Raw genomic sequence first — 24803 nt, 5'->3', positions numbered from 1 at the left:
TCGCTCACTGGCTGGTCACCTGGGCCAGGCGCTGGTCCAGCTCGGTGTCCAGGTCCTGTTCCTCGGCAGCGGTCGGCGCGTAGCCGTTCCACTCCTTCAGCGCGGCCAGGGCCTTCTCCGCCCGCTCGGCGCGCTCGGCCGGAGTCAGCAGCGTCTCAGCAAGACGGGCGAGATACGCACGCAGCGACAGACCCTCAGCGGCAGCAATAGCGGCCAGCCGGTCCTTGGCTTCCTCGGGGATACGGACGTTGGCATCGGACATCGTCGTGTTCCTTCCCACCCTTAGAGGATACGGGTACGTACCCGTACCCGCCAGGTACCTAATTCCAGTTACAGCCCTGTTGCATGGCCGAATCCAGTGCAGTGCTGTGACGGCGGTGATCCTCTAACCCCGGCGGAGGCCCCCGCCCCAGGGCCCCGCCCGTGTACTGCCACCTGGGCGGGGCCGCGCCGTCCCTCCCGGCCCTCCCCACGGGAGAGCCGACGGCTACGCAGATACCAAGGCCGTCACTCGTACGGCCGGTGGTCGATTCCGGTGTGGATCTACACACCGGATGCGGAGGAGGCCCAGTGGGCGCGTCGTTTGTGATCGAGCGGCTCGAGTTCCGACTGGGCGAGCTCTGGTACGCCCGCCACTTCAGGGGCCCCTGCGGCTGGGCCGGATCAATGCGAAGATCACCGCCGTGCAGCAGCGGCAGACAGAAGCCGAGCACGACGGCGCCACCGCCCCCAGCCGCCGGACTGGACAGCGGTCCAGGAGGAATAGCGGCGGCACTATCCGCTCTTCCCGCGGCTGCTGTTCGTCCTGGACGGCACCGGACCGCCGGCACCGACAGCCGTATCCGCGCACTGGGCACGCGGCTGACGTGGACCTTGCGGTGGCGCTCTTCCAGCGGGAGGCGACGGCGCTGGCCGCGCCGATGACCGACCTCCTCCAACACCGGCCTGCCGCGGCTGTGTGGCGCCCTGTGCGGGATCCCGAGCGCCGGGTCGGCTGGATGGACCCGCTGGCGCCGTAGACGGGTGCGCAGCAGGCGAATGCGCACCAGCTCGCGGTTTGCGCAATACCCCCGACCACAGACCCGACCACGAGGTCGCGAACCCCGACCACAAGCCCGACCAGCACAGGTCAGCGGGCATTGCGCAGGCACTGCGCAGACGGCCGGACACCGGCACACCGCTACTGGCCCGCCGACTGCGCAGAAGGACCGGGCTGCGCAGGGCTGCCGCCCACAGCCCCGTCCTGCGCAGTCGGCGGGAGTACATCGCTAAGACGCAGCAGGAAGGCGCCCGCGCTCCAACTCGCCCGCGCCAAAGAATCGGCCAAGGCTGGCTGATTGCTGGCCGCTACTTGTCGACGGTCCCGCCGCCCTCCGGTCGGCGGGGCCGTCGGCCGGACGTCATGCTGCTTCGTCGACCAGTCCGAAGTCCTGAGGGAAGGCTTCAAGGAACTCCCGCCGGGCGGGATCGGCCTCTGCCTCAGCCATCCCGCGAAGCACATCAAGCAGGTCGCGCCGTTGATCGCTCGAGACGTGCTTGAGCCGCGCAGCCATACCCTCCAATGCCTTCACCACGTCATCGAGATCGATCTGTTCGTCGTCCGCGCCGTCGATGAACCAAGCCATGTCGACCAGGGCCTCGGTCAAGGCATGAGCCAGCGATGAGTACTCAGATGCCACGGTGATCTCCCCCAAAACTACGGCCCCGGACTGCACCGCCCATCCCACCACATCCCCCTCCGGCATCAAGGACTGCCCGCGGCCAGCACACCGCTGACATCCCCTCGGACGCGGCTGCCTACATCCCTGACGTCATTTCCCGGGTTCTGGCTCACTTTCCGTGGAGTGGTTACGGAGAGTCAAATCTTCGGTGCCATGCGATGCCTGTCGGGATGGGCACGAAGCTGGGGAGAGGTGAGTTCCAGGGCCCGGTTGTCGCGTCCGGCGCTCATGTGGTTGAGCCAGCGTTCGTACCAGTCGAGGAAGTCGGTGGCTGAGGAGACGTTGGGGCCCCAGAACCCGTCGCTGTTGCCGATGAGGACGCGGCCGGTGAGGGGACCGGTCACCGCGATGACGCAGACGTCGGTGCAGCCCATTTCGATGACGTGGAGGAAGAGGTCGCGTCTGTGACCCTCGGGTTCTGCGTCGTCGAAGCCGCGGGGTGCCCCCGGTTCTCCGCGCGGGTTCATGACCAGCAGGGAACACCGCTCCAGCGGCATGAGGCCGTAGAACGGCGCCGCGCCTGAGCCGCCGATGTGCGTGAGGAACTGCCGATAGGCGTCGGGCAGGACGATGTCGTGCTCGGCCTCGAACGCAGCGACGCGTGCTTCCGCCAGCTTCGGACCGGGGCGGAACTTGTGTTGCTCTTCTCCGAAGGAGTGGCTGCGCAGGGGTTGAAACGGGATCGCGGCCAGTTTGCGACGCAGGCGGGGTATGCGGGGATCCATCGTGCTCTTCTCTCGTCCCCGTCACCCTATGGGTGGCTGCGGTCAGCTGGCCAGAAGAACCCTCTTCTGCAGGAGAGCGAAGCCGGCCCGACCGAACATCTGGCGCTTGAGCATCTTGATCCGGTTGACGTGTCCTTCGACGACGCCTGAGTTCCAGGGCAGGGTGAGCCCGGCGATGACGGCATCGCGGTCACGTTCGATGCCTGCGGCAAGAGTGTGGAGGCTGGGGAGGTCGTTGCGCCGGACGGCATCAAGCCACTGCGGCAGCCGTTCGCCCTGGCGCTCGGTGAGCATCTGGGCGAAGGACCGCACGTGAGTGGTGAGGGCGTCGAGTTCGGGACAGTGGACCAAGACGGCCTTGAGCCGAAGGTGGTCGACTTCAGGGAGGGTCTCGGGGCGCCGGAGGATCCAGCCGGCGACGACGCGGGGTGACGGTGGTCGAGCTGTGATCGGGTTGGGAGAGGTCCGCTTCTCCCGGAAGTAGGCGCGAACGCGCTGGTAGCTGCCCTGATAGCCGAGTGGCACGATCTCCTCCCATACCGTCCAGGCGTTGGTGCAGCCCTGGTTCCAGCGGTCATCCAGGTAGGGCTTGAACGCGTCCAGCTTGGACGGCCGGCCTTGCCACTGCCCGCGGAAGAGGTCCTCCGGGGTGGCTGCGTCGGCGAAGAGTTTGACGGTACGCGAGGTCATGCGGAGTTGGCGGCCAATCGCCCTCCGACTGAGTCCGGCGGTCAGCAGTTCGTGGACGGTCGCGTGGTTGGCTCGGGTTCGGTCGGCGAAGCGGTGTGCCCGTGGCCAGGGCGAGCCGGACGGGTCTTCGAACTTCTCCAGCTCGGGGGCAGGCTGGGCTGGATCTGGCGCCAGAACTCGCAGGCATCCGCGGTGGTTTGCGACACAACGTTCGGCGGCTTCGCTCAGGTTGTGCCAGAGATGCCACCTATCCGCCACCTGCACCGCCTGGGGCGCCCCGGCGGTGGCGCCTTCTGCGAAGAACGGTGCCCGGTCGCGGCATACGACCTCAACCCCGGGCCGCTTCGCGAGCCAAGCGGCCAGACTGGAAGCCTCCCGGTCGGGCAGCAGGTCTACCGGACGCCGGCTTTCGACGTCGACCAGGACAGTACGTACCGGTTCACCGCCGGATCACGCCGGGCCGTGTGCACCCGCTCCATCAGACCGCCGGCCAACCGCCTCCGCAACCGCCGACGAGCGCCACGAACAGGCGCAGCGCCGTCACCTGCGACGGAATCAGCTCCACCCTCCGAAGACCGGGGCCGCAAGCGCCCTCTGCGGGTTGGGGTCGGAAGCTGCTGTAGAGAAGGAGGTTGTGGCCGGGCGCCGTCAGGCGGGCAGCCCAGCGAACCGGCCGGCCCTCCAACGCCGACAGCGCCGCACGGTCATCCCGGCCCGCGAACTCGGCCAGGCCCCGGTCGGCGAGGTTGAACACCCGCTGTCTGACTGGGCGCAGATCCCAGTCCAGTGCCCAGCCGTGCTCGGCCGCGCGCTCCCGGTCGGCCACCACCTCCAGCGCGGTGACAGCCCTGTCCTCGTACGGCATCCCCACCCCCACACAGATGAGACCGCCCGCCTCGGATGGCCGGCCCCCCGGCGGAGCACCAGGCGACAGACCCCTCAGGTCACGCCCGCGGCAGGGACCGGAGGGGTTGAACCGGCCGTGACGAGCACAGCTTCGGTCGCATGTCGGTTCTCAGGGCGCGGGCGGCTATCCGGTTTCCGCTGCGGGTGTCGATGACATGCAACACGCCCTTCTCTGTGAGCAGGGCGAACCGGCCCGGTGGCAGTGCGCCCGCAGCCATCATCGTTTCGCCCTTGCCCAACTCCTTGTATCGAGCACGGCCGCCCGCACCTCACGCCGCAGCCGCTCCCGGAACAGCGGATCAGTGGCGAGGTACGCATGCATCACCTTCACCAAAACGAGCCGTCCCGACCCCCAACGGGCCAGATGCGCACGGCCCATGCCGCCCGCCCCGAGCAGCGCGAGCGTGCGGTACTCCCCGAACTCGAGCCGGTTCATCGGATCCCCTGCCTGTGCGCCCCGCGCGCCGAAGATCCCTGCGACGCCCGTACGGCGCCAGAGGCTCCCGGCAACCCGAACCGCTCTGCGGGCGGATCCGGATGACTCAGCGGGGGGGGCGGCGCGCCGCGTTTCGCGGGGGCGGGCAACCAGGGGGAAACGGGGTCGGTGCCCTGCGGGTACGGGCCGCGCCGCCCCGCTCGTCCGCTGCGCCGGCCCGGCCGTTCACCGCTACCGGGCAGCTGCTGAACGCTGTGGCCGGGCTGGGAAGCGCAGCACGTGCCTGGAGCCTGTCGCGGAGGCGTTCAGACGGGCTGAAAGCCGCGGCCACCGTGCCGCGGCTTTCCCGGTGGCGGGCACTCACTCCGCTGCCCTCGAGGTGCCGGCCGATGCCCGCTGGACCTCAGCCGCGGGGAATATGGTGCGGGGGCTGGGCACATGGGGATGCGCCGTGTCCTATGACACCGAACCTGGATCGTTTGCCAGCAATGTTGTACAGCCACCAGGCAGCACGACTTGCTGGTCCGTGAGACTGATGGGCTCGCAGCGCGGGCCTAGCGGAATTCGACATCGGAGACGCTGACGAAGAACTCGCCCTTGAAGTCGTGTCCGGCGTCGCCGCCGCCCCAGATGTTGACGATGGCGTGTCGTCCCCGCCGGGATGCCAGTGCCTCGGTCGAGTAGTGCAGCTGGTCGTCGGCGTGTGTGCCGCCGCCGTGGTACTCGACCATGAAGGGCGTCGGCTCCAGCACGTCCCAGGAGATTCCCTGGGCCGGGTCCCAGCCTTCTGTGGTGATGAACCACTGGTGAGTCCACTTCGGGCCCATGTGGTTCTGCCGGTAGTTGTAGGTGAAGGTGTGCCGGCCGTCGACGGCCTCCAGCGTGCTGGTCGGCCAGTCGCCCAGGCCGTCCCCGCCGACCAGGTCCAGGCCCTGGAAGGCGGGATTCGCTGCCGATGCCACGTTGGCACCCTGGAAGAACTTGCGGTACTCCAGGTACCCGCGGTCCTCGTTCCACGGCGGGTTGCCGGCCGTGCCGGGGGGCACCACTTCCTGCCAGGTGGTCGAGGTGTTCAACTCGCGCGCCTTCCGGCAGATCGGCGCATCGTCCTCGTCACGGATCGCCCGGATCGCTCGGCTGACCGGGAACTCCAGACTCCCGTGCCGCTCCCGGCCGTCGTCCCCACGCTCCTCGGCGCGCATGGGGATGTGCACGTTGTAGGGCGTGGACGTGGACGTATCGATGGTGACCTCGTCCGTGAACGGCCCCCAGGCGTCGTCGGGGTGCTGGGCCCGGATCTTCACCCGGTACTCGCGGGCGGGGGTCTCTCCGAGGCACACCCAGTGCCGGTTGGCCGACTGCCAGTGCGGATACCAGGCCGCCCAGTACAGGTCCACCGTCTGCGCCGGACGCCCGTCCAGCCACACCTCGTAGCGGTGCGGGTAGTCCGGGCGCCCGTTGTTCCAGTCGGACGGCTCCGTGGTGTCCTGGCCGGGGGCATTTGCGCCGATCCGCCAGGTGAGTGAGATGCCTTCAAGCTTGACATCACCGTCATCACGGTAGGTCGCCACCGCGCGCAGGTCCGCCGGGTGAGGCTGCTGCATCTTGGGAACTCCTCCAGTCGCACGGAACGGATGGTCCAGCGCGAAACCACGCAGCGGACCACCCTTGTTGCCACTTATCAGATTATTTACGGTGGCATATGCCGCAAGCGCGGTGAGCCACAGGTGGCATGCAGGGGCTCCCTGAAGCGTCAGGCCGGGGTTCCGGACTGCGCCTGGCCGTGCCCGGCATCGCAGTCACCGCCCTCCAACACGCACACGGCCCCTTGAAGGTCGTCCGCCGCGCGCCGGCAGGCGCAGGCGCACGCCGGCGTGCGCCGACTTCCGTTCCGTGTGCTCACCCGGACGGTCGGCGTCCGCTCTCGACAGACCGGGAAGTACCCCTTACGCAGGCCGAACTCGCACTTCGCGCGGCACTTCATGGCCAGGTCTCGTCTCCTTCGGGGCCATCCCGCGGCCGGTCCCACGGGCTTCGTCACCGCACAAGCCACAGGAGCCAGACGAACCGGGAGCGGCACCGTCCCGTCCCACCCGAAAGGTGAGCCATGAGTACCCGCGCGTCCGCCACCCCCTCCGAATCCGCACAGTCGCTCTACCGCGCCATGTCCGGCCTCGCCGGCCCACTGAGCTCCGGCGAAGGCACCGCGCCGGACTTCGCCGCCGCACCACGCGCAGCGGCCGGCGAGGAGCCGTCGGTACTCCTCCTCGGAGCAGGCGTCGGCGGACTCACCGCCGCCTACGAGCTGGGCAGGCTCGGTTACCGGTGCACGGTCCTGGAGCCCCAGACCCGCACCGGCGGCCGCAACCGCACGGCCCGCAAGGGCGACAAGCTGTACGAACTCGACGGCGAGGGCAACAGCCCGGTGCTGACCCACACCTGCGCGTTCGACGAGGACCTGTACCTCAACCTCGGCCCCGGCCGCATCCCGTACCACCACCGCCGAGTCCTCAACTACTGCACCGACCTCGGGGTGTCTCTGGAGCCGTACATCATGGAGACGACGGCGAACGTCCTGTACAGCGCGGGACACACCCCGCCCGGCCAGCCCTGGCGCAACCGGCGGATTGCCAACGACACCCGCGGCCACGTCGCCGCGCTCCTGTCCGCCACCCTGACCGAGAGCGACGAGTTCACCGGACCGCTGCGGGACCTGCTGCGCAAGTTCGGCGACCTGGACGAGGAAGGCGAGTACCACGGCTCTACCCGCTCGGGTTACGACGAGCCCCTCGACGTCCACGAATTCCCCAGGCCCGCGCCCCCGCTGCCCCTCGCCGAACTGGTTCAGTCGGAGTTCTGGAAGTACAGGTTCTACCAGCCGGTGGACTACCTGTGGCAGGCCACGATGTTCCAGCCCGTCGGCGGCATGGACAAGATCGTCCACGCCCTCACCGAGCGGATCACCTCCGAGTACGACGTGAGCGTCGAACTCGAGGCCGAGGTCACCTCGATCGACCTGACGGGCGACGGGGTCAGCGTCACCTACCGCACGGGCGGACAGGAACTGACGACGACGGCCGACTACTGCGTGAGCAACATCCCGCTGCCGGTCCTGAAGCAGCTCACGCTGACCGGCTTCTCCACGGGGTTCCGCAACGCCACGGCAGCGGTGGCTTTCGCTCCGACGTGCAAGGTCGGCTGGCAGGCCAACCGGCGGTTCTGGGAGGACGACCACAACCAGATCTACGGCGGCATCAGCTGGACCGACCACCCCATCACCCAGTTCTGGTACCCGTCCAACGACTACTTCTCCAAAACGGGCACCCTCACCGGGGCGTACAACTTCGGCGCCCACGCCGAGGACATGGGCAAACTCGCGCCGGCCGACCGGCTGCGCCTGGCCCGGGACGGCGCCACACAGATGCACCGCGAGTTCCGGGAGAAGACCACCGTGCCCCAGGACCTCGGTGTGACCATCGCCTGGCACAAGGTGCCCCACCAGCTCGGCGGCTGGGCCGACTGGGACCCGGCCGACCCCGACCACCAGGTCGCCTACAAGCAGCTCCTGCAGCCCGAGGGCGACGGCCGCTTCTACGTCGTCGGCGACCAGGCATCACCGCTGCCCGGCTGGCAGGAGGGAGCCATGATGTCGGCACAGTACGTCGTCGCTCAGATCCTCGGTCTCCTCCCCCGCATCGCCCCCGAGACGGTCCAGGTCCCGGACGCCGTCTTCCTGACGCAAGGACTCTGAACACACGCTCGGGGCCCGGTCCAGCAGCCGGGCCCCGAACGACCCGCCGACAGACGGGGAATTCCCGCTGGTTCAAGGCCCTGGTCGCTGGAGTCCGACCCGAGGTCCCCGTACGGACGGCCAGAGGGCCGCCCAGAGGCGTACACCATGCCGGGCCGCACCTCGCTGATCTACACACCAACAGGGCCGGGTGTCCGCCGCCAGACGGTCAGCACGCTGCCGCGCTTCGGCGGCAAGCCCTACCTCGCTTGGCCGTTGCGGCCCTGGAAGGTGTCGTACGCCGAGCCTCCGCCCCTTCGGGGTTGCCTGGCGCCACCCGATCCAACTTCACTGGCAACGATCCAGGTTCGGTGTCGGAGGATACGCAGCCCCCGTGCGGCACTCCGGTGAGCAGTACGGGGCATCTGGGCGCTTGTGGTTGCCGCCCGTGGCCTCGCCGGTGAACCACCAGCTCTTGCAGACGGGGCAGCGTTTCTTCGGCCGGCGGTCCGGGCGGCCCTCGCGCGGGACGGCTGCGAACTCCGCGTTGCTGCGCCACCATTCCTCGCGCTCGCGCCTCGAGCGCCACGCTGTCGTGCGGCAGGCCGCCGAGCAGTACCGGCACGACCGCCTGCTGTCCTCGGGCAGTGGGCTGCCGCATTGGCTACAGCACGGAACACTCTTCCCGGCCACGGCTCCAGGATCCTCCACGACGCCCCGCGAGGGGCCCGCTGCGCGCACTCCGTGCCGGGGGAACGCCCGCGACTCAGCGGGGCGCCGGGACCCTCCGGCGGGCGGGCTAGAGCAGCGCTTCGAGGTCGCTCGCGTGCAGGGGGCCGTACCGGTCGTCAGCATGCTGGGTGACCTTTGCCGCCAACACCTCCACGTCTTCGGAATCGGCCCGGAAAGTACCCAGCACCTGGCCATCGGGCCGGGAGACGGTGACCAACGCGGCCGTCGGGCGCACGGTGCCCTTGGAGGAGCGTTCGTTCAGGCCGTACAGGGCCAGGGCCAGGGCCAGGCAGTCGGCGGACTGGCCTCCGACATGCCCGGCCCCTTCCACATCGGTCCAGCGGCCGTAGAGAGAAACGTCATCAGTCATGGGCCGCATCCTGGCTCAGCCAGGAACGCCCGGCACGGTGCACCAGCCGAGATCACCCGCACGAGACGCGCCCCTGGCGGACGGGGGGGGCGGACACGGAGGGGGCGGGCTAGAAGAGGTGCTCTGCCGAGGGCGGCTCGGCGTGGAGGGTGGCGCGGGCGGCTGCGAGGGCGGGCCGGGCCGTACGGATCGGGTACCCCAGACGCGCGGCGACGTCCTCGGCGCTCGCGGCCGGCTCTCCTTGAGGAGGGCTGCGACGTGCGCGGCTCGCAGGTCGCTCAGCGCGCGGTGTGCGCTGGTCTGGTGGATCCCGGCTTGTCGGCTCAACCCGGCCGCCGTGATGGTGCTCTGCCCGTCGAGCAGGGCGGCGGTGCGCGGAGGATCTCCGCGCGCGGCAAGGCGTCGCGTGTGCCGGGCGGACGGCCGCCACCGTGGCCGTGTCCGGGCCTTGCCGCCTGCCAGTCGAGGGCGAAAGTACGCGGGCGGCTGCTGCCCGCGTACGTGCACGACCTTTCCATGCGCGCTCTTGTCATCAACTGCACTACGCCAGAATTTCAGTCCTCCGGCTGCACGATCCGCTCAAGCTCTGGTAGCCAGCCCGGGCGGAGAAAAGTCTCGACGTAGACAGTGGCGGCAACCACTCACTCACTAGGCGGCAAACATCATTCTCCGGCGAGATGAGCAAGCATGGGCGGTCGCCGGAGTGGGGCGACAGGCAGAGGAGGCACACCGACTCCAGGTCAGGGCCCACGGGCCTGGGGCGCGTCGCGATCCCCAACTGGTCGACGGTCAGGTTGCCGTAGCCGTTCCTGATCTCCCTCAACGACACTCGAGCGAGATGTGGGAAGAGTCCGTGCTTCGGGCTGCTGGCCGCCAATGCCCGAACTAGTGAGTCGCGGTGGAGACCAGAAGCCTGCGGCTCGTCGAGGGCCGCAGGCTTCTGGGAAAGCCATACCTGTGCCATGGCGTGCGTTGGCGCACCGTGCCACGAGCGCCACGCGGACGCAGCCCCCGCCGTTCGACCGGTGCACAAGAAGCGCCTCCAGGGCGGGCTCCGTCCCGGCGGTATCGGCAGCTGGTCGGCATCGACGCGTCATCCCGCCCACGGAACTGTCGCCCGGCCTTACCTGAGGAGCGGTTCAGGGAGCGGGGCAGCTGCGCAGCGTCTCCAGTGGCGCTGTCACGCAGTACTGATCTCCTGTGGCGGTGACGGTCGCGGGGAGGGGGAACACGGCGATGCGCGAGCGGGGCATCGTCACCGCGCCGATCTGGCGCATCAGTTTGAAGGGCTGGGCTTGGCTCGTCCTGTGGTAGAGCCCGACCGGAACCTCCTGGTCCTGCTGGAAGCCGTAGATGACCAGCTGGTGCCTCTGGCCGCGGATCCAGCCCTGTCCGGGAGTTTCGGCCACGGTGACCTCTTGTTGGTACGAGGTGTTCGTTCCCGCCTGTACGGCGCTGGTGGTGACTGCGCCGGCCGTGACGATGGCGTCGCGGGCGGGGGAAGGCGGTACGAAGTCCCACACATTGCTCTCCAGCAGGCCCGCGCCCGCCTCGAACACCTGCAGCTGACGTCCGGTGAAGAGCGTCTCCGGGGGTTCGAACTGGCCGACAGGGGGCTTGTCGGAGGCGGGTGTCACCGTTGTGCGGTAGCTGCGGGTACCGACTGTGACGGTCACGGTGACCGGCTGGTCCATCGCGAATCCGTGCACACAGAGCGCGACGGGGAACGCGAGCGGAACGTTGTCGGGGCCGTTCATTCCGCTCAGCCAGACCGCTGGCGAGGTGGCGAACGAGGACGGCAGCTGCGCCAGGTCGGAGATGCAGTCGGGACCTCTGCCGCCGCCTCCCGGGTGCAGCACGAGCTGTCCGGCCAGCACCACGGACTTCTTCTTTTTCTTCTTCTTGGTGGGGCGCGCGCCGATGGCCTGGTCTGTGGCCGCGCTCGCGGACCGGGCCGTTGCCGTGTCCGCAGTCCGGGCGGTGTCCCCACTGTCCGAGCCGCATCCTGTCGCGGCGGCCATGCACAGCAGCACGAGCCACCCTGCCAGTTGTCGACGTCTCATCGCGTAGTGTTCCCTTCTTCGGTTCACCCGCTGCTCCCCGCTCCGCACGTCGCGTGGGCCTTGGACAGCTGGTGTTCGTAGTCCGTCCGGTATGTGTCGTAGCGCTGCTGGGGCGCGGTGCCGGTGGTGATGGCACTGTTCAGCTGGCGCAGGGACTCCTGGTGAGCGGCGGCGGCTGTGGCGAAGTCGCACTGGGCGAGTGCCAGGACGGCCAACTGCGCCTCCCACAGGGCGCGCACGGCGAAGCGCGCTTCCAGCGCGAGTGCCTGCCTGAGGTCGGAGATCGCTGCGTCGTATCGCTCGTGCATCGCCTCGTGCTGGGCGGCGACGGACGCTGCGAACGCCACGAGTTCCTTGACGCCCTCGGTGCGCCGGGCGTCGCGCACCCGCTTCAGGGCGCGGTCGATCGTGCCGTCATCGGCTACGAGACCGGCGCTGACGCGGCAGTTCTCCACCTGGGCCAGGTCGACCGAGGCCTTGAGCCGGCCCAGCCGCGTGAAGGCGGGATCGTCCGCCAGTCGCCGGAAAGCCGCGGAGGCCTTGGCGAGCTCCGCCGCCCTCACGGTGCCCGCGGCGCAGCTGGGATGCCGTCCCAGCGCCCGCAGGTAGGTGTTGTAGGCCAGGCTGATCTGCCCACGCAGCCGGATCGGGGACGAGTCTGAGATGGCCAGGTACTCGGCTCGGGCGGCGTCGAGTGCGGAGCGGCGGATGTTCTGCGGGTCTGTCACGGCGACGTCCTCCAGCGTGTGGCCCCGGAAGAGATGGACGAGGTCGGGGGTGACGAATCCGGTTCCGCTCTCGGACGTCGGGCCGCCGCCGCCCGGCAGCAGCCGGGCGAGTGCATGGTCGGCCTGTGTCGCGTTCCCCTGCCGCCAGGCGTCCAACGCGTAGGTGAACTCGGCCAGGCCCCGAGCCCGTTGGACCAGTTCCGACACCATTGCCCTGCGGCTGTACGCGGACTGCCATCCCGCGTCCATGGGGAGCGGATCGCCGGTGTACCACCCGGCGAGCTCCGGCGCGTCCACCACCTGGTCCGCGCGCACGTAGACGGCCGGACGCACCAGAGTCTGCCCGGCGTCGCCAGACGTGACGATTCCGCCGAGCAGGATCGCCGCGTTGGACTGGTCGACGAACTTCCTCGTCCGTTTCTCCAGGCCGTGATGGTCGCGGTGCAGGAGTTCGGCGAGCGGAAGGGAGTACTCCGTCGCGTAGTCGCGCACGGTCGTATCCTTGAGGACCTTGCTCAGATCATGGGCGAAGGTCGCGGAGACGTCGTCCAGTACCCGCTGGTTCTGCCCGGGGCCGTTACCTTTGAAGCCGACCACCGCCACATCCCGGGGGCCGGTGAGCCGGTGCGGTGGGGGCGGCGGCGCCTGGAAACTGAGGAGGGCGACGAAGGTACCGACGAAGATCCCCGCGATCCCGCCGGCGAACGCAACACGCTTCCATCGGGGGACTCCGACGAACTTGTCCCGCAGCAACTGACTGACCGACCCCAGAAAACCACTCACCCCGACAAGCACACCGACGAAGGTCGCCACACGCCCCGGACGCGCGCCGAGCGCGCTTGCCAGGGCGAGCGATGCCGCCAGCGCCAGACTGATACCTGCGACCACCACCCATGTACGGGAGACACGAGCGCTGGTACCGGCGTCCCCGTCTGACGGGTCGACAGTCGGGTCGTGAGGGTGGTTTCCGCCCATTTGCCCGGCATATTACCGAGAGTGAGCCCCAGCGGGCCGTAGGCGCTCCGCTTCGCCCTGCGGCCCGCCAGGGAGAGCTCGCGCGCCGAACACTTCCCCACGCTGTTCTGCGGGAGACGACCCAGAGGTTTCTTGCTCACACCGTCCGACGAAGATGCCCGCAAGGGCGGACGCGAGCGCTCCTGACGCCTCTTCGGTCACGTGGCGCCCGGAGTCGATGCTGTGGCCGCATACGTCTGGTGCCCACACACGGGCGCACTCGAGCAGGGTTGCCTGGGAGGACGGCCGCTTGCCGGACAGGGCCTCGTCCAATCTAGCAAGATTTAGCCCATGATTTAGCCCATTCATGTAACCTGTACGAGCTAGACGGGAGATCCTGATGTCGAGTGCCCGGTCTCCGTGAAGTCCGGGCACGGTCCCGATGGCCCTGCCGACAGCGACCACCCCGGCTCTTCCAGCCCGACGTACCGACGGGCACTTACCCGGCTCTCGTCGGGACGTTGACAGTGCTGGCCCGTCCCGAAACATCGAAGCAATGTCCTGTACCGCCTCCGGCGCCGTGCACCGTGGACGAGCACTCGCGACTCTGCGAAGGTGAACCTGTGAGCGAGGGGGAGCGCGAAACGCTGGCCATCGCCTTGGACCATGCATGGCGTTGGTATGAGAACCGCCGTAGCCGCACGGTGGCGTTGCTTCAAGTTGTCACTCTGTGGCTGGCGATTCTGGGCGCAGGCTATGGTGCCGTGCTGCAGGCAAAGCTGTACAGCTTGGGGGGCGCGATAGGCATCCTGGCTGCGGTCGGTCTGGTTGCAGCTGACCGTGAGGCCACTCGCGTCAGAGCGTCGGCAGCGCTGGCGGCTGACGCCGTCGCCGAACTTGAGGCACGTCTAGCTGACGCCACTGGTGTCCAGGCGCTACGCCTGTACCAGCGCGAACGCGAAAGCAATCCGCCCTCTCGACGTTTCCTGGGCCTCGACCTTGGGCGCTGGGTGGTGCATGTGAGCCTCGCGACCTGCCTTGCAACGGCCATCTACACCTGGGTGGGGCTGGCCTGACAGGAGTACCGGTTAGGCGCAGCATCGGCCCTAGGGCGCCGGTTCTCGCCCCGGGGCGCTTCCCTCGCCAGGCCGTCGTCGAACCCGACGATCATCTCCAGCTCGGTGATGGTCTCGTCCTGGCCGTCGATGAGCGGGAGGTCGACCACGCTGTCTGCCGCAGCGGCGCCGCCTTCGACGGGCAGCAACGACCTCTCGGCATCACCAAACGGATGAACGGCCGCTTGATCACTTTGAAAGCCCAGGGCCGACCGGGGGAACTCACTGCCCGGCAGTCGGATCTCGAGGTACCCCCGTCCACGGGAGCGCAGCCGCAGCTCACTGAAGCGATCTGCTGGCTCTCTGAGGTCCAAATCCCTCTCAGCGGCGGAAGTACCGTCCCCAGTGCCGTCGCTGTCCATGCCACGCTCATCTCCGCACTTCCGACACACACCCGGGTGACGGCACCACCGCGCGGGGGTGTGCCTTTTGCACAGCCGAGTGATGCGGCGGGATCACGACGCTGTCGCCATGACCGCGGTGACGCCATTGGCCGGGCTGCGACTGGCGCAGCCTCTACCGGCCCCTGGTCAGTATCTGTCGAGCAGCTAGAGGGCGCGGCGCGGGCTTGTGTCGGTGCTCGGCGGAAGTGCCTTGCCAGGAGGTATCGGTGAACGCTTCGACACCGAGGGGAACGGAGGGGCTTGTCGCGGTGTCGGCCGAGGGCAACCTCCTGGCGGCGTCTGCCGGGGTCCGCGCGCGCCGAGTACGGCCGGCAGCGCACGGGGTATCGGGAGCGGGGCGATGTGTGGTCCCCGGCGGGCCGAGCCCCGGCGCAAGCAGCCGCACCGCAGAGAGGGGCCGGTGCCGGGCGTTCGGCCGCCGAGGCGCCGCGATGGTCGACACACCCGTTGCGGCGGGCGGGCGACAAATCAGCGAGTTCCGGCTCGGTTACACGGTCGCAGCCCGTATCTCGATACCGTCGCTTCTCACGGGCCCGGGCTGACTGGAGGTCCGGCAGGTACTGCTGGGTTCGCCGCAGCAGGCGGAGACCGTGGCTGCAGCGTGGAGAGGAGCCGTGATGTCCTCGCCGACGGGGAGCGACGGTCGGTCCGCAGCCGAACGCAGCCGTGATCAGATCGACTGGTACGTACAGAACAGACGCCGAAAGCAGCTGCAAGAGCTGACGGCGGAGAGCCCGATCGCGGTACCCAAGCTTGATCCGTGGATCGTCAACACAATTCTCGCCGAACGCGAGGAACGCAAGCTCGCGACCTGGACGGGTGCGCCTCTCCCGGCCGAGGAGCCAGTGCACGAGGTACTGATCAACCTGGTGTCGGGCCAGGCTGCCGCGCGCGGCACCGCTGTTCCGAGGTCCGGACGGGCCCGGGCGATCGAGGCGCGTCAAGCTGAGGCGGAGGTTTTCCTGCGGGGCATTCGGGCGGACCTGGAACGCAGGGGCATCGATGTCCAGAAGGAGTTCTGGCTGACCCACAGCGTGCTCGCCGAGCTGACGTCCTCCGAGGTGCTGACGGTGGCGGCGCGAGACGATGTCAGCAGTGTCACCAGCAACAAGCTGCGTGACGTCGAGGCGCTTGATTTCAGTCGGTCACATATCAAGGCGGATCTCCTGCCCGGCGGCATCACGGGCGCGAGCGTCTCCGTAGCGGTCGTCGACACCGGCGTCGACGCCGCCCATCCCGCGCTCGCGGGCGTCGTCGGCCCGCAGCAGGACATGACCGGTACGGCGGTGAAGCGCGACGACAGGGGCCATGGCACGCATTGCGCGGGGATCATCGCGAGCCAGAATGCGACATTTCGAGGCATCGCCCCGGGAGCGACCATTGTCGACATCCGCATCATGAACGGCGAAGGCAGGGCGAAGCCGGAATGGGCGGTCGAGGGGTTGATCGCCGTGGCAACCACCGGCGCCGAGGTCGCCAGCAACAGCTGGGGGTACCGACACCATGACGGCGCGTGGGTCTGCCCCGCCGGCACCTGCGTCGTGTGCACCGGAGCCGACGGTCTGGTGAGCCTCGGTGTGGTGGTCGTGGCCTCCGCCGGAAACGAAGGCCCCGAGTTCTGGTGGGGGAGCCCCTATTCCAGAATCTGCTGCCCCGGTAACGCGCACAAGGTCATCACCGTCGGTGCCACCGCCAACAACGACTTGGTCGCGGGCTTCTCCAGCCACGGCCAGACGCCGGACGGCAGGCCTAAGCCGGACGTCGCAGCACCGGGTGTCGAAATCGCCTCCGCGCAGGCGGCGGGAACCGGAAAGCCGGCCGACGTCGTCGCACCGGGCTTCATCAACAAATCCGGCACCAGCATGGCGGCCCCGCATGTCGCGGGTCTCGCCGCGCTCATCCTGGACAAGAACGACACCCTGACTCCCGGCGAGGTCAGGAAACTCATCGTGACGACCACGCCGGGACTCATCGGCCCCTTCTGGTACGGCAGGATCAACGCACTCGCGGCGGTCAACGCCACACCGTCGCCGCCGTGACGGAGCGGCACATCGCAGGTCGGAAACCTTCGACGAGGAGAGACGTTCCATGTCCGACGACTTCGCGCCCCGAGCCGCAAGCGTCACTCCGAATGACAAGGCCCTGGCAACCCACGTGAAACGCGGGGTGATGACCTTCCGGACCGACAACCCGGCCGAGTTCCAGCAGGTAGTCAGCGAGTTCGACGGCCGTAGGGCCAACCTGGCCGTGCTGGGACTCGGCCGGATCAACGTCCGTGTCGGAGGCGGAGACGTCGTGATCGAGCCAGGGCTCGGACCGGACGAGATGATGCACGGCGCCGTCTATCTGGAGGCGGCGCAGGCGATCGCGAGCGGTGTCCTGACCCCGCTTCAGGCCTACTTCCGGGGAGACGTCATCGTGCGGGCTCCGGCGGGCGATCTGCACAACGGCTACGGCTTCTTCATCAGATTCGCCGAACTGGCCTTCGCGTCGGCGAGAATGCGCACGCAGCTCGACGAGTTGCGCGATGAATTCCTCTGAGGCCTTGCCACCTTCGGTCGACGACGGCTGGGCCAGACGGCTCGCCCACGCCATGCACGAGGCGGTCACCGCACAGGACGCGGGTCTGGGACGGATCGCCGGCGAGCTGATCCGTCACGGCGGCAAGAGGCTTCGCCCCCGGTTGCTGTTCCTCTCCGCGAGCCTCGGAAAGGCCGACGAAGCACTGCTCGTGCGCGCCGCCGCCGCGATCGAACTCATGCACGTGGGGTCGTTGCTCCACGATGACGTGATGGACGGCGCGGCGACCAGACGCGGAGCGCCGAGCGTGAATTCCCAGTGGGGCAACGCACATGCCGCCACCACGGGAACGCACGTACTCGCCTGCGCGATGGCCGAGTTGGCGCATCTGCCGCCCGATGCCGTGTCCACCGTGACGGAAGCGGCGTTCACGCTGTGCAGCGGTCAGCTCCGGGAAACCGAGCACGTCTACGACGTGGAGCTCGCCGTCGACGAGCACCTCGAGATCATTCGCATGAAGACGGCCACGCTGTTCGGGCTGCCGTGCAGACTCGGTGCGGAGCTGGCTGGCTGCGACCCCGGGCACGTCGACGCTCTCTGCCGCTACGGCCAGCAGTTGGGCATCGCGTTCCAGCTCACCGACGACCTGCTCGATCTCGTCGGCGACTCGGTCGACCTCGGCAAGCCGACGGGTACCGATCTGCGCGCCGGAGTGTTCTCCTACTCGGTTCTTCTCGCCCTGCGACAGACCCCGGGCGGGCGGCTGGCCGCACTGTTGCGTCACGAGAACCTCAGCGCGCGCGAAGCGACCGAAGCGGCGGTGCTGGTGCGTCGCTCCGGCACCGTGGACGTGACGCGCGAACTCGCACGCATGTATGCCGACGGCGCCGCCGCCGCGCTCACCGAGCTACCAGAATTCCCGGGCCGGGACGCACTCGCCGTCACGGCACGACGTATCGCGAGCCGAATGGAATGAACGTGCGCAACCACTACGACGCGCTGGTGGTCGGCGCCGGGCCCGCAGGTAGCTCGGCCGCCTACCACCTCGCGGTCCAGGGCCGCCGGGTCCTGCTGCTCGAGGCGCAGCGCTTCCCGCGGGACAAGGTGTGCGGTGATGCGCTGACGCAGCGCGCGGTCCAGGTCCTCGCCGCGATGGGTGTCCTCGACTTGCTCCCCCCTTCGGAACGCGTGCGGGGTCTGAGGGTCCACATGCGCGGCCGTGGGCGGCGCGATTTCGCCTACGGTGCCTATCCGGGCGCCAGCAGCCACTGCCTCGTGGTGCCGCGCCGCGCGCTCGACGAAGCGATCTGCGCCCGCGCCGTGGCGGTCGGCTCCGAACTCTGGGAAGGGGCCACGGTCACGGCCCCGATCGTCGAGCGAGGACGGGTCGTCGGGGTGCGGGTGTGCCGCGACGGCCGGCTCATCGACGTCCGGGCGTCCGCGGTTGTCGCGGCCGACGGTGCACGGTCTCCGCTGGCGCGTGCGGTGGGCCTGCTGCCCGAAGCCGACCTCGGCGTCGGCGTGCGCGGCTATCTGACCGGCCTCGACGGCCTGTTGGACCTGCAAGAGGTCTTCCTGCCGCTCGACGACGTGGCGGGACGGGACCTGTTGCCGTCGTTCGGCTGGATCAATCCGACGTGTTCGTCGGAAGCCAACATCGGCATCGCGTTGTTCCGTCCCGGATACGAGGGCCGCGCGGAGCACGTGCTGCAGAGCTTCCTCACCCGGCTGGGCACAAGTCGGAAGGCGTTCGAGGGCCGGTTGCGCGGGGAGTGGGCCACAGCGCCGCTTCGCCTCGACTTCGCTCCCGGTCGCTGCGTCGGCGACGGCATCCTGCTCGTCGGCGATGCGGCGGGGCTGGTCAACCCGTTCACGGGGGAGGGCATCAGCTACGCCCTTGAGTCCGGTAGGACCGCGGCCGAGGTGATCGACCGCGGTTTGACCCGCGATCCCGAGCGTCCGGACCTCGAGGACCATGGCCTACTGCTGGAGAACTCGTACTCCGGGTTGCTGACGGCCGGCCGCCGGTCGGCCCACCGGTACCAGTTCGTCTGGCGGGTCCTCGAGAGTACGTTCGACAGCGAGCGCGTGCCGTTCGCACTGTGTCGCCGGGCGCTCCTGCTGCCCGAGGGCATGGGCGAGCTCCGGGCCCATCGCGCGATCGACGACGTGGCCGGGCTGATGGCGCCCGGGGTCGACGTACGCACCGACCTGCTCGGCGTGGGTGAACTCATGGCGAGCGCCGTCCGCGACGAGTGGCCGTTCCTGGCTCGTCTGGCCATGTCGAGCTGGGGAGATCCCGGCGTCCCGTTCCGGCCGGCGCTGTTGCTGCTGCTGGCAAGCCATTTCGGTGACATCGGCGCACGCCGCCGCATCAGACTGGGCGCCGCGATCGAACTCAGCGCCCTGGCGGCGCTCGCGCAACTCGGTGTCGAGGACACGCCGACACATCACTCCAACTGGGGAAACAGGTTCGCCATCCTGGTGAGCGATCTGCTGATGTCGAAAGCGTTGCACCTGGCCACCGACGGCGGTCCTGAGGCGCTCGCACTCATCTCCCGCGCCGTCACGAAGGTGTGCACCGGCCGGATGGGCGAGCGGCGGCACGCATTCGACGCACGGACGGCCGAGGACGATCACCTGTCGCTGGTGGAGTCGCAGACCGCGGCGACATTCGAGTTGCCGTGCCGCCTCGGTGCCGTCGCCGCCGGAACCCACCCGGAACATGTCGGAGCACTCGGGAGCTACGGCCGTGCGCTGGGCGTCGCGTTCCGACTGACCGAGGACGTCCGCATCATCACAGGAGCCGCGCGCCCGACGGACAACGCCGTGGGCGTCGCACTGAGCGAAGGCACGCTGGCCCACCCCGTACTGCTCGCGCTGCGGCGCAGACCCGGCAGGCTGACGAGCCTGATTCGTCGTGGGCGCCTGGCGGCGGACGATGTCGAGGAAGCGGTCGCGATCGTCCGTGACAGCGGAGCGCTCGACGTGACGCGTGCGCTGGCACGCGAGCAGGCCCGCCGGGCGGCCGACGCGCTGGAGGGACTGCCGGAAGGCCCTGCGCAGGCGTCATTGTTCGCGCTGGTCGGCCATGTGGTCGGGCGACAGGTTCCGGAACAACCTTGTCCGGCCCTGGCGTTCGCGGGGCGTCCGCACCCCTAGCAACGACCGGCTCTGTGGGCGCCTCGCCCGGGTCCTCGATGGCGCGCTAGAGCGGGAACGGTCCGGTCGGGTCGTGTCCTAGATCCGCCACCGCTTCGCACCATCCATCGGCTGGTCGCGGGTCCGCTGCGGTGCGACACCACCCGGGTGGCCGATGGGGCGTACATGGGCGCCGTCGTCGGTGGCGCGGCTTTTGACCTCCTACGATGACAGAGACAACAGGTATGCGAACGTTTCTCGCTCCCCGCGCCGCCGATCTCTTCCTGCTCGACGTCGAGCGGCGCGCCGAGGACCCGGATGCCGCCTCGACCATCGGGATGGTGCTGCACGTGACCGGCGCCGTTCCCGAGCTGCCGGACCTTCAGGAGTACGTGGCCGCGCGCTTGTCCTGCCTTCCCTGCACGGCGCACATCCTGCACGGTGACGGCCGACAGGCTCAGTGGGTGCACGCCGATCCCGACCCAGCGCATCACGTCAGCGCGCGTCGCGTGGGCAGCGGCCCGGATGCCCTCAAGGCCGCGGTGCGAGACCTGGTGCGCGACCCCTGGCCCGCGGCTGTCCCGGCCTGGCGCCTGGTCCTGCTCCACGGGCATGTCCCCGACGGGTTCGCGCTGCTTTACCTGACCCATCACGCCGTCCAGGATGGCGCCACCGCCGTCGCGGTCGTGGAGGCTCTCTTCGGGCCGGGCCTGCCAGCCGAGCAGTCGCCAACGGTGCTGCGGACAGCTTCTGCCGCTCCGCGCCCCCCGCTGTGGCAGGTGATGCGGAGTAGCACGGTCCTTCTGCGGCATGCCGGAAGGCACCGTCTGTGGAGCTCACCGTCAAAGCCCCTGTCGAGCCGCCGCCGGACTCTGTGGGTCCGGGTGCCTGTGGCGTGGCTCAAGGCGGCGGCGCGTGCCGGTGATGCGAGCATCAATGACGTCTACCTCGCCGCCTTGGGCCATGCGATCGCGGGGTGGGCGAGCACCGCGTGGCCACGCGTCGCCGAGGCCCCCCTCCCGGTCATGATCCCGGTCAACCTGCGCACGGCCGACGAAGTCGCGGTCCCCGGCAATCGCCTCTTCCTGACCCGCGTCGATCTTCCGGGCGGTGACATGTCCCTCGCCCGGCGACTTGCCCATACCCGCACAGCTACCGAGGCTTTGAAGTCGCCCGAACACCGGGCCGTGCTCCGTGCGGCCCTCACCCGTCTGCCTGCCTGGCTTCTGAAGCGCCTCGTGCGGCTGACCACCGCCCGGGGTCGGTTCACGCTCGCCGCTTCCTGCCTGGTGATGCGCAAGCGACTTCGCTACGGCGACGCGGTGGTGAACCGCATCGATCCCGTCATGTGCTGCCCGCCGGGCGCGCCCCTGGCGGTTGTCATGCTCGTCTACGCAGGCGAGGCGAGTGTGTGCTTCCGCATCGACGAAGCACTTCCCGACGCCGAGAGCCTGCCCGCACGGTGGCGGCAGGCCCTGGAGGACCCTGCTGGCAGCCGGTGAGCGGCCGCCGCCGGCCCCGGAGCCGCCGCGCCAGCGGCACCTGCAGGGCCGGGGTGTGATCACAGCGCCCGTTCGACGCTCCACGGCGGCAAGTGCTCGAAGAGTGTGACGGCCTCCTCGCGCCGGCGCGACCGCCAGCCGGTGGCTTCGACCGAGGCCAAAGGACGGGAGGCCGAAGCGTCGGCCTGCGCCATCGACGCGCAGAGCGTGAAGACCTCCACCGGCGTGCTTGCCTCAGGCCAGGGCATCGATGCCGGGAAGAAGATCGTCGGACGGAAGCGGAGCATCGTCACCGACACGATCGGCCTTCTCCTCGCTGTGCTGGTCACCGCGGCGAGCATGCAGGACTCCGTCGCCGGCACCCGGCTCCTGGACCAGGTCGCCGCCGAACATCCCCGCGTCCGCAAGATGTGGGTCGACGGCGGTTACCGCCAGCACCTCGTCGAGCAAGCCGCCGCCCTCGGCATCGACATGGAAATCACAGGCCTCCTTGGCCACTCTCTGGTTGACGTATCTGATTCCGCAGAATGCGGGTGTGGCACACATTGTGGCTGGCCCGTATCGATGCGAAGATCGCCGCCGCGTAGCAGTGGCATACGGAGACCGAGCGACGCCGCCGCCGCCCTGAGCCGCCGCAATGGACGGTGGAACTCGGCATCGGCACCGGCCGACCACCCGCCCGGGTCCACACCGGCGACTGCCACATGCAGGCAAGCGCCGACGCACCGTCGGCCGCGACGAAGCCCGACGCCTACTCGCCAACGGCCTGCGGCCACTGCCAGCCCTACACCCGCCTGAACGTCACCGACCTATTCGACGGCCCCGGCGCCCAGCCGCACGCCGCTGGAGAGCACTGCCGATGCACCCCGCTTCCCCGGAACTGATCTCGGAACCAGACCCGTCAGCCCTCACCTGCCTGGCCAGCCAGGCTGGCCCCTGCGCCGCCGGCCAGCGCAAAACCCATAAGTACGAGCACCGGCAGCCCCCTGTGCCAGTGGTGCGCGGCACCCCCTGCCTGAACCAGTGGGGCCCGCACGCGCGCTAACTCAGCACCCGCCCCTGACCTCCCTCCGGCCGCCTTCAAAGGTCGTGTGATCAGTCCTCTGGCGGGATGCGGGCTCCGATCTCGCGCGCCAGACGGTCCGCCTCCCCCGCGACCGCACCGCCTACCTCCGCCGCCGTGCGCAGCACTCTGAGCAGGTCATACGTCTCGTTCAGTGTCAACAGGAACAGCCGCTCGGCGTCGTGCTCCATGGGCGCGAAGTCGATCTCATCGAGGTCAAGATGCTGGTAACCGTCCATGATCGGGTCAACGTCAGCGGCCCTCGTCAGGTCACGGCGGGAAGCATCTGCGGCCCCAACCGGCGGGAGAGCCGGCCGGGCCGCAGACGAAAAGGCGTGGTCGTGAAGGGCGGTCGCCTACGCGCCGAAGGGCTCTGCAGGGTTTTCAGCCGAACGATCTTGCCTAAAGGCCCTGCTCCGTGCGGCGAGGGACACCGCCCATGCATCCCGCTCCCTCGCGCTCATCTCAGAACCCGCCCCTCCGCTCTCGCCTACCCGGGCGGCCACGTCGGCTCTTGCGCCGCCTGTCAGCGCAAATCCCGCAAGTACGGGCCTGACGGCAGGTCCCGGAAGCGCCGGCCGATGGAACGCAGCACCCTGGCGCCACCGGGTTCACTCTCGGCGCCCCCTCGGTCCGGCAGCTCCCAGCCGACCAGCGCGGCGGTCAGTCCCCGCTTCCGTCCGCAGCACCGCCTCCGCGTCGGCGGCGTCGACCGCCCATCGGACGTCGAACCCCCGCGCCTCGATCGCCTCACGGATACGCACCAACTGTCCGGCGCCCGCACCCTCGTCCCGTGGATGCTCCCGTACCGCGACCAAAAGCCTGTTGTCGGTCATGAGTCCCCTTCGCCCCGGCAGCAGCGCGCCGCCCGCCCAGTCTCCGAGCGGACTGCGGCGCACCTGTGACCGCATGGCGGCAAACCACCCGCAGGGCGGAACGACGTCAGCCGCGGCTGACGCATAGGGTCCCGGCCGAGGTACGGCGAACTCAGGGGCGTGGTGCTGCAGTGCCCCCACCCACACTTGGCGACGGGCTGGGCGTCGAGCAGCCGGTTCCTGTACACCGTTTTGGTGCGGACCCGGCACAGCACTCGTCGGCCGTCTTCTCGATCCCGTACATCATGAGAGTGATCAGGGGAGCCGACACCGGTCCGTCGCCGGTCGACCGGCGGAAGGCGGGCAGCAAACACCATCTTCTCTGCGACGGACACGGCACCCCGCTCAAGGTCATCACCACCGTGGCCAACGTCAACGACGTCACCCAGACCCTCGCCCTCGTCGACGGCATCCCGCCCGTCGCAGGTCGCCCCGATGCGCTGCTCGGCAACAAGGGCTGCACCTCCAACTCCCACCGCGAGGAGCTGCGCAAGCGCCGGATCCTGCCGGTCATCCCCCGCAAGGGCGCCCCGAACATCAAGGGCCTGGGCAAACTCCGCTATGCCGTCGAGCAGACCTTCGCCCTGCTCCACCAGTTCAAGCGCCTCGCCGTCCGCTGGGAACGCCGAACCGAACTCCACGACGCCTTCATCTCATTGGCCTGCGGCCTTATCTGCTGGAGACGACTGAAGAAGCACCGATCATGATCGTGTCACGGGCTTTCGGCTACAACTCACGCCATTCACCCAGAGGACCGGCCGCCCGCGTCTGGGTGAAGTCGTGCACCAGGTCCCACGCCCGATCGATATCCAGGACAAAGTCGCCCGTGAACGCGGCGAGGTCGTCCATGATCGGCACTTCGACCTCGGCACCCGAGGGCACGGTGCCGTCTCCTACGAGCAAAGACATCCGCTCGGTGTCACTCATCAGATGGACGACCGCGTGATCATCTCGGAAGGCCAGGATCAGCACCGGAAACCCCCTGTTCGGCGAGCGAACCTCGACGTACCCCTGGCCACGGGAACGCAGGTCGTTGAAGCGATCCGACAGATCCTTCACCTCTGAACGTCTCTCAACCGGACGGAACAATCCAGATTCCGGCGACGTCGCCGCCCACACCACGCTCAT

General features: G+C 69.1%; 23 protein-coding genes and 2 pseudogenes. 11 read left to right on the top strand and 14 right to left on the bottom strand.

Going from position 1 to position 24803, the window contains the following annotated elements; all coding sequences use genetic code 11:
* Positions 1–4: 4 nt before the first annotated feature.
* Positions 5–262 (bottom strand): hypothetical protein, encoded by a 258-nt coding sequence (locus ABT070_RS38130; protein WP_351767497.1) that lies wholly within the window; start codon positions 260–262, stop codon positions 5–7.
* Between the two features lie 604 nt (positions 263–866).
* Between ABT070_RS38130 and ABT070_RS38125 the strand changes: the two genes are divergently transcribed.
* Positions 867–1019, top strand: coding sequence for a hypothetical protein (locus ABT070_RS38125; protein ID WP_351767496.1), 153 nt, complete (start codon positions 867–869; stop codon positions 1017–1019).
* 381 nt (positions 1020–1400) lie between these two features.
* Here ABT070_RS38125 and ABT070_RS38120 read toward each other — a convergent pair whose 3' ends face one another.
* The 6 genes and pseudogenes from ABT070_RS38120 to ABT070_RS38095 all read right to left on the bottom strand — a co-directional run bounded on the left by ABT070_RS38120 (position 1401) and on the right by ABT070_RS38095 (position 6082).
* Positions 1401–1679 carry a hypothetical protein gene (locus tag ABT070_RS38120; RefSeq protein WP_351767495.1) on the bottom strand — a complete coding sequence of 93 codons (279 nt, stop codon included), beginning with the start codon at positions 1677–1679 and terminating at the stop codon, positions 1401–1403.
* A gap of 179 nt (positions 1680–1858) precedes the next feature.
* Complete coding sequence (locus ABT070_RS38115; RefSeq protein ID WP_351767494.1) at positions 1859–2446, bottom strand: SMI1/KNR4 family protein; 588 nt, start codon at positions 2444–2446, stop codon at positions 1859–1861.
* Positions 2447–2488: 42 nt separating this feature from the next.
* Positions 2489–3565: pseudogene (locus tag ABT070_RS38110) on the bottom strand (ISL3 family transposase); the annotation flags it as partial.
* A 49-nt stretch (positions 3566–3614) separates the two neighbouring features.
* Positions 3615–4001, bottom strand: coding sequence for a DUF6417 family protein (locus tag ABT070_RS38105; RefSeq protein ID WP_351767493.1), 387 nt, complete (start codon positions 3999–4001; stop codon positions 3615–3617).
* A 258-nt stretch (positions 4002–4259) separates the two neighbouring features.
* On the bottom strand, positions 4260–4478 hold the full coding sequence (locus tag ABT070_RS38100; protein ID WP_351767492.1) for a hypothetical protein: 219 nt from the start codon (positions 4476–4478) through the stop codon (positions 4260–4262).
* A gap of 554 nt (positions 4479–5032) precedes the next feature.
* Positions 5033–6082, bottom strand: coding sequence for a lytic polysaccharide monooxygenase auxiliary activity family 9 protein (locus tag ABT070_RS38095; protein ID WP_351767491.1), 1050 nt, complete (start codon positions 6080–6082; stop codon positions 5033–5035).
* A gap of 503 nt (positions 6083–6585) precedes the next feature.
* On the opposite strand from ABT070_RS38095, the gene ABT070_RS38090 reads away from it, so the two are divergent.
* A complete protein-coding gene (locus ABT070_RS38090; RefSeq protein WP_351767490.1) occupies positions 6586–8229 on the top strand; it encodes a flavin monoamine oxidase family protein in 1644 nt (547 codons plus the stop codon).
* Positions 8230–9007: 778 nt separating this feature from the next.
* Here the strand turns inward: ABT070_RS38090 and ABT070_RS38085 are convergent.
* The 3 genes from ABT070_RS38085 to ABT070_RS38075 form a co-directional block, all read right to left on the bottom strand.
* Positions 9008–9310 carry a hypothetical protein gene (locus ABT070_RS38085; RefSeq protein WP_351767489.1) on the bottom strand — a complete coding sequence of 101 codons (303 nt, stop codon included), beginning with the start codon at positions 9308–9310 and terminating at the stop codon, positions 9008–9010.
* Between the two features lie 1139 nt (positions 9311–10449).
* Positions 10450–11373, bottom strand: a complete 924-nt coding sequence (locus tag ABT070_RS38080) for a hypothetical protein (RefSeq protein ID WP_351767488.1) — start codon at positions 11371–11373, stop codon at positions 10450–10452.
* Positions 11374–11396: 23 nt separating this feature from the next.
* Entirely contained in the window at positions 11397–12992 is a 1596-nt protein-coding gene (locus tag ABT070_RS38075) for a hypothetical protein (RefSeq protein ID WP_351767487.1), read from the bottom strand.
* A 686-nt stretch (positions 12993–13678) separates the two neighbouring features.
* Between ABT070_RS38075 and ABT070_RS38070 the strand changes: the two genes are divergently transcribed.
* Complete coding sequence (locus ABT070_RS38070) at positions 13679–14131, top strand: hypothetical protein (protein WP_351767486.1); 453 nt, start codon at positions 13679–13681, stop codon at positions 14129–14131.
* Here ABT070_RS38070 and ABT070_RS38065 read toward each other — a convergent pair.
* Positions 14107–14532: a hypothetical protein gene (locus tag ABT070_RS38065; protein ID WP_351767485.1), complete on the bottom strand. Its 426-nt coding sequence runs from the start codon at positions 14530–14532 to the stop codon at positions 14107–14109. The two genes, ABT070_RS38070 and ABT070_RS38065, sit on opposite strands and share 25 nt — an antisense overlap.
* Before the next feature lie 659 nt (positions 14533–15191).
* Between ABT070_RS38065 and ABT070_RS38060 the strand changes: the two genes are divergently transcribed.
* The 5 genes from ABT070_RS38060 to ABT070_RS38040 all read left to right on the top strand — a co-directional run bounded on the left by ABT070_RS38060 (position 15192) and on the right by ABT070_RS38040 (position 21737).
* Positions 15192–16613: a S8 family serine peptidase gene (locus ABT070_RS38060; protein ID WP_351767484.1), complete on the top strand. Its 1422-nt coding sequence runs from the start codon at positions 15192–15194 to the stop codon at positions 16611–16613.
* A gap of 49 nt (positions 16614–16662) precedes the next feature.
* Positions 16663–17115: a hypothetical protein gene (locus tag ABT070_RS38055; RefSeq protein ID WP_351767483.1), complete on the top strand. Its 453-nt coding sequence runs from the start codon at positions 16663–16665 to the stop codon at positions 17113–17115.
* 52 nt (positions 17116–17167) lie between these two features.
* The gene (locus ABT070_RS38050; RefSeq protein WP_351767482.1) at positions 17168–18070 is read left to right on the top strand and encodes a polyprenyl synthetase family protein; all 903 of its coding nucleotides are present in this window, start codon (positions 17168–17170) and stop codon (positions 18068–18070) included.
* Positions 18071–18072: 2 nt separating this feature from the next.
* Complete coding sequence (locus tag ABT070_RS38045; RefSeq protein ID WP_351767481.1) at positions 18073–20256, top strand: geranylgeranyl reductase family protein; 2184 nt, start codon at positions 18073–18075, stop codon at positions 20254–20256.
* Between the two features lie 224 nt (positions 20257–20480).
* The gene (locus ABT070_RS38040; RefSeq protein WP_351767480.1) at positions 20481–21737 is read left to right on the top strand and encodes a wax ester/triacylglycerol synthase domain-containing protein; all 1257 of its coding nucleotides are present in this window, start codon (positions 20481–20483) and stop codon (positions 21735–21737) included.
* 59 nt (positions 21738–21796) lie between these two features.
* On the opposite strand, the gene ABT070_RS38035 is transcribed toward ABT070_RS38040, so the two are convergent.
* On the bottom strand, positions 21797–21958 hold the full coding sequence (locus ABT070_RS38035; RefSeq protein WP_351767522.1) for a hypothetical protein: 162 nt from the start codon (positions 21956–21958) through the stop codon (positions 21797–21799).
* Here ABT070_RS38035 and ABT070_RS38030 point away from each other — a divergent pair.
* Both ABT070_RS38030 and ABT070_RS38025 read left to right on the top strand, forming a co-directional pair.
* Positions 21891–22220: pseudogene (locus ABT070_RS38030) on the top strand (transposase); the annotation flags it as partial. The gene ABT070_RS38035 and the pseudogene ABT070_RS38030 overlap by 68 nt on opposite strands.
* 161 nt (positions 22221–22381) lie before the next feature.
* Entirely contained in the window at positions 22382–22621 is a 240-nt protein-coding gene (locus tag ABT070_RS38025) for a hypothetical protein (RefSeq protein ID WP_351767479.1), read from the top strand.
* Between the two features lie 211 nt (positions 22622–22832).
* Here ABT070_RS38025 and ABT070_RS38020 read toward each other — a convergent pair whose 3' ends face one another.
* Complete coding sequence (locus ABT070_RS38020; RefSeq protein ID WP_351767478.1) at positions 22833–23039, bottom strand: DUF6417 family protein; 207 nt, start codon at positions 23037–23039, stop codon at positions 22833–22835.
* Positions 23040–23920: 881 nt separating this feature from the next.
* Between ABT070_RS38020 and ABT070_RS38015 the strand changes: the two genes are divergently transcribed.
* Positions 23921–24382, top strand: a complete 462-nt coding sequence (locus tag ABT070_RS38015) for a transposase (RefSeq protein WP_351767477.1) — start codon at positions 23921–23923, stop codon at positions 24380–24382.
* A 19-nt stretch (positions 24383–24401) separates the two neighbouring features.
* Here the strand turns inward: ABT070_RS38015 and ABT070_RS38010 are convergent, their stop codons facing one another.
* Positions 24402–24803, bottom strand: coding sequence for a hypothetical protein (locus tag ABT070_RS38010; protein ID WP_351767476.1), 402 nt, complete (start codon positions 24801–24803; stop codon positions 24402–24404).

The organism is Streptomyces sp. NPDC002884, from assembly GCF_040295245.1.
Lineage (GTDB): Bacteria > Actinomycetota > Actinomycetes > Streptomycetales > Streptomycetaceae > Streptomyces.
The sequence above is the reverse complement of the archived record's forward strand: the minus strand, read 5'-3'. Positions and strand labels throughout refer to the sequence as shown.

Excerpts from the sequence above, each read along its gene's own strand:
- ABT070_RS38130 (WP_351767497.1), bottom strand. The coding sequence starts at position 262 with ATGTCCGATGCCAACGTCCGTATCCCCGAGGAAGCCAAGGACCGGCTG.
- ABT070_RS38115 (WP_351767494.1), bottom strand. The coding sequence starts at position 2,446 with ATGGATCCCCGCATACCCCGCCTGCGTCGCAAACTGGCCGCGATCCCG.
- ABT070_RS38105 (WP_351767493.1), bottom strand. The coding sequence starts at position 4,001 with ATGCCGTACGAGGACAGGGCTGTCACCGCGCTGGAGGTGGTGGCCGAC.
- ABT070_RS38100 (WP_351767492.1), bottom strand. The coding sequence starts at position 4,478 with ATGAACCGGCTCGAGTTCGGGGAGTACCGCACGCTCGCGCTGCTCGGG.
- ABT070_RS38095 (WP_351767491.1), bottom strand. The coding sequence starts at position 6,082 with ATGCAGCAGCCTCACCCGGCGGACCTGCGCGCGGTGGCGACCTACCGT.
- ABT070_RS38090 (WP_351767490.1), top strand. The coding sequence starts at position 6,586 with ATGAGTACCCGCGCGTCCGCCACCCCCTCCGAATCCGCACAGTCGCTC.
- ABT070_RS38085 (WP_351767489.1), bottom strand. The coding sequence starts at position 9,310 with ATGACTGATGACGTTTCTCTCTACGGCCGCTGGACCGATGTGGAAGGG.
- ABT070_RS38080 (WP_351767488.1), bottom strand. The coding sequence starts at position 11,373 with ATGAGACGTCGACAACTGGCAGGGTGGCTCGTGCTGCTGTGCATGGCC.
- ABT070_RS38065 (WP_351767485.1), bottom strand. The coding sequence starts at position 14,532 with ATGGACAGCGACGGCACTGGGGACGGTACTTCCGCCGCTGAGAGGGAT.
- ABT070_RS38060 (WP_351767484.1), top strand. The coding sequence starts at position 15,192 with ATGTCCTCGCCGACGGGGAGCGACGGTCGGTCCGCAGCCGAACGCAGC.
- ABT070_RS38055 (WP_351767483.1), top strand. The coding sequence starts at position 16,663 with ATGTCCGACGACTTCGCGCCCCGAGCCGCAAGCGTCACTCCGAATGAC.
- ABT070_RS38050 (WP_351767482.1), top strand. The coding sequence starts at position 17,168 with ATGCACGAGGCGGTCACCGCACAGGACGCGGGTCTGGGACGGATCGCC.
- ABT070_RS38040 (WP_351767480.1), top strand. The coding sequence starts at position 20,481 with ATGCGAACGTTTCTCGCTCCCCGCGCCGCCGATCTCTTCCTGCTCGAC.
- ABT070_RS38020 (WP_351767478.1), bottom strand. The coding sequence starts at position 23,039 with ATGGACGGTTACCAGCATCTTGACCTCGATGAGATCGACTTCGCGCCC.
- ABT070_RS38015 (WP_351767477.1), top strand. The coding sequence starts at position 23,921 with ATGAGAGTGATCAGGGGAGCCGACACCGGTCCGTCGCCGGTCGACCGG.
- ABT070_RS38010 (WP_351767476.1), bottom strand. The coding sequence starts at position 24,803 with ATGAGCGTGGTGTGGGCGGCGACGTCGCCGGAATCTGGATTGTTCCGT.